We start from the raw sequence: 10,182 nt of genomic DNA on the forward strand, positions 1-10,182 counted from the left end.
CATGTCAGCGACAAGCTCCGCCCAACGGTGGCGCAGGGCATCCCGATTGCGATCCATGACCAGCCGAAGGGCGGCGAGTTCGAGTATGGAACGCATCTCGGCGAGTTGCACGACCTGGGCCGAACTCATTTCGAAGACGAAGGTACCGCGCTGGGGGTGGATCTCGACTAGGCCCTGACGCTTCAGTTCCAGAAGCGCCTCGCGCACCGGAGTCTTGCTGACGCCCAGTTCCTGAGCCAGCGCGARTTCCGACAAGGGTTCGCCACACTGCAGCGTTCCGTGTACAATGCGGCTGCGAATATGCGCGGCCGCCTGTTCCGTCAGTGAAGGACCTCTCGCAAGCGTCAGGGTCACAAAGACATCTCCTGTCGTACTTATATCTGAGATATCATATATTAGCCGTATAGACACCTAGATACTTGTAGGGATGGTGGAGCAGATGGCGGAAATTCTCGTTAAGGCTGATGAGCTTGCGAAACGCCTGCTGGCCGCACTTGTGGCCGAAGGCGTCCCTGATGAGGGAGCAGCCGCTACGACAAAAGCCCTGATGCACGCATCTCTCCTCGGCGTGGACAGTCATGGCGCGCGATTGATCACACATTATTGCAAGGTCCTGCGCGGCGGGCGGGTCAATGCGCGAGCTGCTGTTTCATGCCACCGCACCGGTCCTGCCACGGCCATGGTCGACGGCGACAATGGGCTTGGCCATCTAACCGCATATCGCGCTGTGGTTGTCGCCATCGAGCTCGCCCGCGAAAGCGGCATAGGTGCCGTTGGTGCGACACGTTCCTCACATTTAGGGGCCGCAGGCGCTTATGCGCTCGCCATTGCGGAAGCAGGCATGATCGGCTTTGCCACCACCAATACCAATTCGGTCGTGGCGCTCTTCGACGGTGCCGAGCCATTTCACGGAACCAACCCGCTTGCCTTTGCCGCGCCGGTTAAGGGCGAAAAACCATGGCTGCTCGACATGGCAACTTCGTCCATCCCGCTCAACCGCGTCCTGCTCTACCGTTCCTTGGATAAAGAGTTGCCTGAGGGCGTTGCAGCAGACGCTGCCGGCGCACCGACCCGCGATCCGAATGTTGCGCAGATCTTGTTGCCACTTGGTGGTGCGGATTTCGGTTTCAAGGGTGCCGGACTTGCCGGTGTCGCGACACTACTTTCCGCCGTATTGACAGGTACGACGCTCGACCCTGATTTTATCCCGATGGTCGACAGCGATGACATATCGACGCCGCGCAATATGGGACATTTCTTTCTGGCTATCGATCCTGCACGCTTCGCAGGCGCGAACATCTTCGCCGCAGGCATACGTGCCTATCTCGATCAGCTTAGGGCGGTTCCCGCAGTTGATGGCGGGAAGGTCATGGCGCCAGGCGATCGCGAATGGGCCGTGGAAGAGCAGCGCCTGCGAGACGGCATACCGCTCGATCCCGATACAGCGGCGTTTCTTGGCTTTTAGTCGGGCCGCCAATTTTTCCCATCAAAACCACTCAAAAAGAGTTGCACACCTCATTTCGCTGATCTAAGACTTTAGGCGGAGGAGAATTCTCGTGGGGAAGATGACGCTCGAAGACGTCGCCCGAGAAGCCGGTGTCAGTCTAGCAACGGTCGATCGTGTCGTGAACGGAAGGATCGGTGTGCACGCGCGCACCATCGAACGCGTCAATGCGGCCATCAAACAGCTTGGCTTTCTACCGGATCCACACGCGTCCCGGCTCGCTCGCGGACGCGACTATGATTTCCGCATCATCCTACCCACCGGCGAAAATGAATTCATGATGGCCCTTGGCGCCGAGTTCCGCGCCACGCGCGAGCGGCAGTTGCAAGAGCGTGTCCGCCTGTCGATCCAGCACGTCGATACGTTCGACGGCGAGGCACTCGCGGCGGCCCTCGAAAGGCTTCCGTCCGGCATAGACGGTGTCGCTGTCGTTGCGCTCGATCATCCCGCCGTCACCGAGGCGATCAACGCGCTTGCCGATGCCGGCGTGGTCGTACTTACTCTCGTGTCCGACGTGCCGAATTCACGGCGGGCGCATTATGTCGGCATCGACAACTTTGCCGCCGGACGGACAGCCGCCTCGCTGATCGGCCGTTTCGTCGGGCCGCGCAAGGGCAAGGTCGGCATGATCGCCGGGTCGCTGGCATTGCGCGATCACGTCGAGCGCCAATTCGGTTTCGAACAGATACTCTCCCGAGAATATCCAAATCTCGAAGTGCTTCCTGTGCGCGAGGCCCGTGACGAGAACGCACGCGTTGAGGCCGTCACCCGCTCGCTCTTGCGGGATCATCCGGACCTCGTCGCCATCTACAATGCCGGCGGCGGGCAAGCAGGCGTCATCGCTGCACTCGAAGCGACAAACCACGTTTCCGACGTGATCTTCGTCGCGCACGAACTGACGCCCTCGACGCGCCGCCATCTCGTCCGCGGCACGGTGGACGCGCTCATCAATCAGGATACAGGTCATATGGCGCGCAGCGCTGCCCGCATCCTGACTGCCTTGCGCGAGGGACGTCCGATCGTGCCGGGTCAGGAACATATTCGCATCGACATATTTCTCAGGGACAACATGCCTTGACGGCAAAATCTGGAATTGGAGGATTGACATGAAGACGATCAAGGGACCGGCCATTTTCCTCGCGCAGTTCGCGGGCGATGCAGCGCCGTTCAATTCGCTTGATGCCATGTGCGGGTGGGCAGCAGGGCTGGGCTACAAGGGTATTCAGATACCGGCTTGGGATGGGCGCCTCATCGATCTGAAGAAGGCTTCAGATTCCAAGGACTATTGCGACGAGATCGCCGGTGTCGCCGCTTCGCATGGCCTGACCATCACAGAACTCGCGACCCACCTTCAGGGCCAGCTCGTGGCGGTTCATCCTGTCTATGACGAGCTGATGGATGGCTTTGCCGCACCGGAAGTGCATGGCAATCCGAAGGCGAGGCAAGAGTGGGCAGTGGATCAGCTCAAGCGTGCAGCGCGCGCTTCAAAACACCTCGGCCTGAAGGCTATACCGACCTTCTCCGGCGCACTCGCTTGGCCGTTCCTGTATCCGTTTCCGCAGCGTCCGGCGGGTCTCGTTGAAGCGGCATTCGATGAGCTGGCGAAACGCTGGACACCGATCCTGAACTACTTCGACGAGCAGGGCGTCGATGCCGCCTATGAGATCCATCCCGGAGAAGATCTGCACGACGGCATCACTTACGAGATGTTCCTTGAGCGGGTGAAAAATCATTCCCGCGCCAATCTCCTCTATGATCCGTCTCACTTCGTCCTGCAGCAGCTCGACTACCTCGACTATATCGACATCTACCACGAGAAGATCAAAGCCTTTCACGTCAAGGACGCCGAGTTCAATCCGACCGGCCGGCAGGGCGTTTATGGCGGCTACCAGTCGTGGGTCGATCGTGCAGGCCGTTTCCGTTCGCTCGGGGACGGACAGGTTGATTTCGGTGCGATCTTTTCCAAGTTGACCGCCTATGATTTCGATGGCTGGGCAGTGCTTGAATGGGAATGCGCCTTGAAGCATCCGGAAGACGGCGCGCGCGAGGGAGCGCAGTTCATCGACGCGCACCTGATCCGTGTCACCGAGCGCGCTTTTGATGATTTTGCCGGCTCTGGCACCGACGACGCGGCCAATCGCCGTATTCTTGGCCTGAAATAGAGGATCGAATAATGGCTATTGGAGCATCCAAGGAGAAATCCGCAAGCCGCCGCATTCGTATCGGTATGGTCGGAGGCGGGCAGGGCGCTTTCATCGGCGCGGTCCATCGTATTGCCCTGCGCATGGACGACCAGTATGAGCTCGTTGCAGGCGCGCTCTCTTCCGATCCGGCGCGCGCCAAAGCTTCCGCGAAGGAAATCGGTATCCCCGAAGACCGCGCCTACACCTCGTTCGAGGAGATGGCCAAGGCCGAGGCCAAGCGTCCTGACGGCATCGAAGCGGTTTCCATTGTCACGCCGAACCACATGCACGCCCCGGCGGCAAAGGCATTCCTGAAAGCGGGTATCCACGTCATCTGCGACAAACCGCTGACCACCACGGTCAAGGAAGCCAAGGAACTCGTGTCGCTGGTCAACAAGACCGGCAAGCTCTTCGTCGTCACGCATAATTACACCGGTTATCCAATGATGCGGCAGGCGCGCGCCATGGTGGCAAAGGGGGTGCTCGGCGACATTCGCGTCGTGCAGGCGGAATATCCGCAAGACTGGATGACAGAGAAAACCGAAGCCACAGGCAACAAGCAGGCCGAATGGCGCATCGATCCGAAGCGTTCGGGTGCGGGCGGTGCTATCGGCGATATCGGCACGCACGCCTATAATCTTGCCTGCTTCGTTTCAGGTCTCAAGCTCAAACAACTCTGCGCTGAGCTCACCAGTTTTGGCGAGGGCAGGGTGCTCGACGACGATGTGCAAATTCTTATGCGCTTCGACGGCGGTGCCAAGGGCATGATCTGGACGAGCCAGGTGGCGCCAGGCAATGAGAACGGCCTCAAGCTGCGCATCTACGGCACCAAGGGCGGGCTGGAATGGACGCAGGCCGATCCGAACTATCTCTGGTACACGCCTTTCGGCAAACCGAAGCAGTTGCTCACGCGCGGAGGTGCTGGCGCATCGCCGGAGGCAGCGCGTTTGACCCGCGTTCCATCCGGCCATCCGGAAGGCTATCTCGAGGGCTTCGCGAACATCTATTCAGAGGCTGCGCAAGCGATCATCGCTGCACGAAGTGGAAAAAAGCAGCCTAAGGATGTGATTTTTCCGACTGTGGACGATGGGCTTGCGGGGATGGAATTCATCGAGGCAGCGGTGAAGTCGTCCAAGGCGGGCGGCGTCTGGACGAAGGTGTGATGAGCGACAACCCAACCAAGGCTGCGACTGTGCCGGTGCTCGAAGCACGAGGTATTGCCAAAGCGTTCGGCCCGGTCGAAGTGCTGACGGATATCAGCCTGAGCGTCATGCCCGGCGAAGTGCATGCCATCATCGGCGAAAACGGTGCCGGCAAGTCGACGCTGATGAAGCTCATGAGCGGACACCTAAAGCCGACGCGCGGTACCGTCGCGATGGATGGGGAACCGGTAAGTTTTGCCGGACCCGTTGACGCGGAACATCGTGGTCTGGTGCTGGTGCACCAAGAGATATTGCTGGCGCCCGACCTGACCGTAGCGCAAAACATCTTCATGGGACGCGAGTTGAAGCGCGGGCTCATGGTCAATGACCGCGAGATGAACCGCCAGTCCGCCGAAGCTGTGCAAAGTCTCGGAGCGGATATCGATCCGACGACCCAGATTTCTCGGCTTTCCATCGCCCGGCGCCAACTGGTCCAGATCGCTCGCGCACTTCAGGTGCCGCATCGCGTCGTGATCTTCGATGAGCCGACCGCGTCGCTGACACCGTTCGAAACGGAAGCGCTGCTGAAGGTTATCCGCGATCTTCGGGACAAGGGTGTGGCCATCCTTTATATCTCGCATCGCCTGCCGGAAGTCGGCGCCATCGCCGACCGCATCACGGTGCTGCGCGACGGCAAGCTCATCGCCACACGCGACGCCTCGGAATTGCAGCCGGTGGATATGGCGCGGCTGATGGTCGGGCGTGACATGTCGAAGCTCTATCCGGAGCGCGAGGATACGGCGAGCCATCAGAACGTGCTGGAGGTCCAGAACTTCGATGTCCCTGGATATGCACGCGATGCATCGTTCACCTTGCGCAAAGGCGAAATTTTGGGTTTTGCGGGGCTGATCGRCGCTGGCCGGACCGAGCTTCTCGAAGGCATCGTCGGGTTGCGCACCGGCCATGGCGAAGTCAAGCTCAACGGCAATCCGGTCAAGTTCAAAACGGTGCGCGACAGTATGGCTGCGGGCATCGTTTACCTGAGCGAAGATCGCAAGGGCAAAGGGCTGCTCCTTGCGCAGGATCTGCGTACGAACCTCACACTGGCAACACTGGAGAAGTTCACCAGAGGTCCGCTCATCGAGCGCAAGCGTGAAGATAACAGCCTCGACAAGGCGATTACCGATTTCGATATTCGCGCCCGTCGCCGCGACCTCCTTGCCGGGCAGCTCTCCGGCGGCAACCAGCAGAAGCTGCTTTTGGCCAAGATGATGCTGCTTGAGCCCAGCATCGTCATCATCGACGAACCGACACGCGGCATCGATATCGGCACCAAGGAACAGATCTATAAATTCATTGCCGATCTCGCCAAGGCGGGCAAATCGGTCGTCGTGATTTCCTCGGAAATGCAGGAACTCATCGGCATATGCCACCGTATCCTCGTCATGCGTTCGTCACGCATTGTTGGCGAGGTTACGGGCGAGGCGATGACCGAAGACGAAATCGTCGTCTACGCCACTGGCGTCAAAATCAACGAAGCAGAGCTTTACTCGGCGGGGAACGCATGACCGACACGAAAACAATCACCGACACACGCGGTTTTGGCCGCAAGCTGGCGGATCTCGACAAGACGGCCGTTGCGCCATTCCTGGCGCTTGCCGCGTTGTTCGTTCTCGGTGCGCTGGTCAATCCAAATTTCCTGTCGATCGACAACCTGCTCAACGTCCTCACCCGGTCGTCCTTCATTGCCATCATTGCGATTGGCGCGACATTCGTCATTTCCGCAGGCGGTCTCGATCTGTCGGTTGGATCCATGGCGGCGCTTGTCGCCGGCATCATGATCCTGTTCCTGAATTCAGGAGCAATCGATGGCGACATGGCCATGCTGGCCACGGGTATCGTGGTTGCAATCGGTGTCGGCGCTCTTGCGGGGCTGCTCAACGGTGCGGTCATTACCATCGGCAAGATCGAACCTTTCATCGTCACGCTCGGCACCATGGCGATCTTCCGGTCGGTCACGGTCTGGCTGGCGGATGGCGGCTCGATCGCGATGAAATCCATTGCGATGCGCAATATGTTCCGCCCGGTCTATACCGGGGTGTTTCTCGGCCTGCCGATACCGGTCTGGGTCATCATTGCAGCCGGCCTGCTCGGCGCGTTCATCCTTTACAAGACATCGTTCGGACGACACGTGATCGCCGTCGGTTCAAACGAGGATGTGGCAAAATATTCGGGGATCCACGTCAATCGCGTCCGCGCCATGACCTATATCATTCAAGGCATCTGCGTCGCCATCGCCGTCGTCGTTTACGTTCCGCGCCTCGGCGCGGCGACCACGACAACAGGCATGCTATGGGAGCTGCAGGCGATCACCGCAGTGGTCATCGGCGGCACTGCACTGCGTGGCGGTGTCGGCCGCATCTGGGGGACGATCTGCGGCGCCTTCATGCTGGAGATCGTCGGCAACATCATGGTGCTGTCGAATATCGTCAGTGAATATCTGATCGGCGCGGTACAGGGCACGATCATCATTATCGCCATGCTGGTGCAGCGCACCCTGCAAAAGAAAAAATAGTCGGCAGACTATACGCATAAGGGGGCGGGAGGCTGCTCCTTCTAAGGGAACGGGGGGAAAAGGGCCACCCACCGAGCCGCAATCAAGGCCCGAGCTAAATTGGGAGAAACTAAATGCGTAAACTTTTGATCGGTCTTGCCGGGGCGGCGCTCGCTTCGACCATGACCTTCGCCTACGCTCAGGACAAAAAAGAGGTCAACATCGCTGTCTCCATTCCGGCGGCAGATCATGGCTGGACAGGCGGCGTTGTCTACCACGCCGAACGGGCTGCCAAGCTTCTTGAAGCTGCTCATCCGGGCCTCAAGATCACCATCAAGACTTCGCCGGATGGTGCATCGCAGGCGAATGCACTGGAAGACCTGACCACGCAGGGCATCGACGCGCTCGTTACCCTGCCGCACAATTCCGACGAACTGACCGATCCGCTGCGTCAAGTCAAGGAAAAGGGCGTGTTCGTCACCGTGGTTGACCGCGCTCTGTCCGATCCGACGATTCAGGATCTTTATGTTGCCGGTAACAACCCGGAGCTCGGCCGCGTCGCTGGCGAATACCTCAAGGACACGCTGAAGACTGGCGACGTCGCCGTTATCCGTGGTCTGCCGATCGTCATCGACGAAGAGCGCCAGAAGGGTTTTGACGATGCGATCGCCGGTAGCGGTATCAAGGTTCTCGACAAGCAATTCGGTAACTGGTCACGCGACGATGCCTTCAAGATCATGCAGGACTACCTGACCAAGTTTCCGAAGATCGACGCCGTGTGGTGCCAGGATGACGATATGGCTGTCGGCGTACTCGAGGCCATCAGCCAGGCAAAGCGCACTGACATCAAGATGGTCATCGGCGGCGCCGGCATGAAGGACATGATCAAGCGCGTTGCCGACGGCGATGCAATGACACCGATCAACGTGCTCTATCCGCCTTCAATGATTGCGACGGCAATGGAACTCACGGTCGCAAACTTCTACGACCAGGTTCCTGTGCGCGGCAAATACATCCTCGATGCCACGCTGGTCACCAAGGATAACGCCAAGGAGTTCTACTTCCCGGATTCGCCCTTCTGATCTGAGACGCATATCCCATTGAAAAAGAAGGGCCCGCAAGGGCCCTTTTTGTTTGGTCAGGGTTGGCGCCGGGGGGACTCTAACCCCGACGCCACCCTGTTGCGGCAAGCAGGAATATGGCTGTAACAGCGGTCATGCTATGGCCAATGCTTGCTGCAAATTGGAAGGTCTTTTTAACTTGAGTTATTGACTCTCGTTTAGGTTGAGTAATAAAGATGAATAAGATAGTCAAGTTTAAATAAGCGGGATGATGCGGGCAGCGTTGTCCCGGACAAAAAGGAACAGAAAAGGCTCACTGCCATGTCCCCACGTCAAATCATCGATATGCAGGTGCGTCTCCCCAACACTGCGCCGGTTCGCGCCAATTTTACCGCGCCGATACAAAAGGACATCCGCGTCTACGGTAGCGACATCCTTTTCGACGGCACCAATGAGGTTGGTATTGAACACGCTGGCTCTCTCTACCGTCTCAAAATTACCCGGCAGGGCAAACTGATCCTGAATAAATAATTCCCATCAACAGGCTAGAAACATGACTGACGCAGTAAAACCAACACCCGAGGCAATTCGGCAGGCGCGGGCGGACAACCCGAAAATGCGCGAGCGCGACCTTGCGCTGCAGCTGCAGATCTCAGAAGCCGATCTGGTGGCCGCCTATTGCAGGATCAATGTCGTCCGCATCAACCCGCACATCGAAACCTTTCTGACTGAAATCGAATCGCTTGGCGAAGTGATGGCGCTCACCCGCAACGAGAGCGCCGTACATGAGAAGATCGGTGTCTATGACAAGCCGATCGTCGGCAAGCACGCCTCCATGCTGCTCGGCGAGCAGATCGATATGCGGCTTTTTCCCAATGCCTGGGCACATGGCTTTGCCGTCGAAAAGCAGGACGGCGAAGACGTACGCCGCAGCCTGCAATTTTTCGATGCAGCCGGCGAGGCCATCCACAAGATCCACCTTCGCCCAGCCTCCAATCTGGAAGCCTACCAAACTCTCGTAGCCAAACTTCGTCTCGATGATCAGTCACAGTCCGTGCAACTGATAGCCCTGCCGAAGCCGGAGGAAAAAACCGCAGAGCTTGAAGAACTGGACGCGACCGGCTTGCGCGACCGCTGGACCCAGATGAAGGATGTACACGAATTTTTCGGCATCCTGCGTTCGCTGAATATGACCCGTCATCAGGCGGTACAGGTGATCGGACAGGACTACGCGTGGCAACTCGATACGGCCGCATTGACCGCAATGATGCACGATACAGCGCAGGAGCAGCTGCCGATCATGTGCTTTATCGGCAATCGCGGTTGCATCCAGATTCATTCGGGACCAATTCACAACGTGAAGCCGATGGGCCCGTGGATCAACATCCTCGACGAAACCTTTCATATGCATCTGCGTACTGATCACATTGCCGAGCTTTGGGCAGTGCGCAAGCCTACCAAGGACGGGCATGTTACCTCGCTCGAAGCCTACGGTGCCGAAGGCGACATGATCATTCAGTTCTTCGGCAAGCGCCACGAGGGATCGGGTGAACGTGGCGATTGGCGTCAGCTCGTCGAAGCTCTGCCGCGCCTGATGCGCGCTGCGGCATAGGAAATCACAATGAAAAAATTCCCGCTCATAGCGGCAGTGCTCGGCATTCTGGCGCTGCCGGCGAATGCGGTTGCCGAAGAAATCTCCGGCCCCATTCCCGATGCAAGTCGTGTAGTCTCCATCGGC

10 protein-coding genes are annotated in these 10,182 nt (G+C 58.6%); 9 read left to right on the forward strand and 1 reads right to left on the reverse strand.

Translation table 11 applies throughout. The annotated features are described in order from the left end of the window. Nucleotides 1–354 (reverse strand): GntR family transcriptional regulator (locus ACXJ5O_RS11165; RefSeq protein ID WP_457299958.1); only part of this gene is annotated, 354 nt, incomplete at its 3' end. An 85-nt stretch (nucleotides 355–439) separates the two neighbouring features. Between ACXJ5O_RS11165 and ACXJ5O_RS11170 the strand changes: the two genes are divergently transcribed. The 9 genes from ACXJ5O_RS11170 (at nucleotide 440) to ACXJ5O_RS11210 (ending at nucleotide 10,056) form a co-directional block, all read left to right on the forward strand. Further along, nucleotides 440–1,465: an Ldh family oxidoreductase gene (locus ACXJ5O_RS11170; protein ID WP_457299959.1), complete on the forward strand. Its 1,026-nt coding sequence runs from the start codon at nucleotides 440–442 to the stop codon at nucleotides 1,463–1,465. Nucleotides 1,466–1,565: 100 nt separating this feature from the next. Further along, nucleotides 1,566–2,582: a LacI family DNA-binding transcriptional regulator gene (locus ACXJ5O_RS11175; RefSeq protein WP_457299965.1), complete on the forward strand. Its 1,017-nt coding sequence runs from the start codon at nucleotides 1,566–1,568 to the stop codon at nucleotides 2,580–2,582. Between the two features lie 28 nt (nucleotides 2,583–2,610). Beyond that, complete coding sequence (locus ACXJ5O_RS11180) at nucleotides 2,611–3,666, forward strand: sugar phosphate isomerase/epimerase family protein (RefSeq protein ID WP_457299960.1); 1,056 nt, start codon at nucleotides 2,611–2,613, stop codon at nucleotides 3,664–3,666. Nucleotides 3,667–3,677: 11 nt separating this feature from the next. Next, nucleotides 3,678–4,850, forward strand: coding sequence for a Gfo/Idh/MocA family protein (locus ACXJ5O_RS11185; protein ID WP_457299961.1), 1,173 nt, complete (start codon nucleotides 3,678–3,680; stop codon nucleotides 4,848–4,850). Then, the gene (locus ACXJ5O_RS11190) at nucleotides 4,850–6,397 is read left to right on the forward strand and encodes a sugar ABC transporter ATP-binding protein (RefSeq protein WP_457299962.1); all 1,548 of its coding nucleotides are present in this window, start codon (nucleotides 4,850–4,852) and stop codon (nucleotides 6,395–6,397) included. The genes ACXJ5O_RS11185 and ACXJ5O_RS11190 overlap by 1 nt, the downstream gene beginning before the upstream one ends. Beyond that, nucleotides 6,394–7,404 carry an ABC transporter permease gene (locus ACXJ5O_RS11195; RefSeq protein ID WP_112531535.1) on the forward strand — a complete coding sequence of 337 codons (1,011 nt, stop codon included), beginning with the start codon at nucleotides 6,394–6,396 and terminating at the stop codon, nucleotides 7,402–7,404. The genes ACXJ5O_RS11190 and ACXJ5O_RS11195 overlap by 4 nt, the downstream gene beginning before the upstream one ends. A gap of 113 nt (nucleotides 7,405–7,517) precedes the next feature. Next, complete coding sequence (locus ACXJ5O_RS11200; protein ID WP_112531534.1) at nucleotides 7,518–8,465, forward strand: substrate-binding domain-containing protein; 948 nt, start codon at nucleotides 7,518–7,520, stop codon at nucleotides 8,463–8,465. A gap of 300 nt (nucleotides 8,466–8,765) precedes the next feature. After that, the gene (gene hemP / locus ACXJ5O_RS11205; protein WP_457299963.1) at nucleotides 8,766–8,975 is read left to right on the forward strand and encodes a hemin uptake protein HemP; all 210 of its coding nucleotides are present in this window, start codon (nucleotides 8,766–8,768) and stop codon (nucleotides 8,973–8,975) included. 22 nt (nucleotides 8,976–8,997) lie between these two features. Beyond that, entirely contained in the window at nucleotides 8,998–10,056 is a 1,059-nt protein-coding gene (locus ACXJ5O_RS11210; protein WP_457299964.1) for a hemin-degrading factor, read from the forward strand. Nucleotides 10,057–10,182: the final 126 nt, after the last annotated feature.

It is taken from the genome of Phyllobacterium sp. P5_D12 (assembly GCF_054049495.1).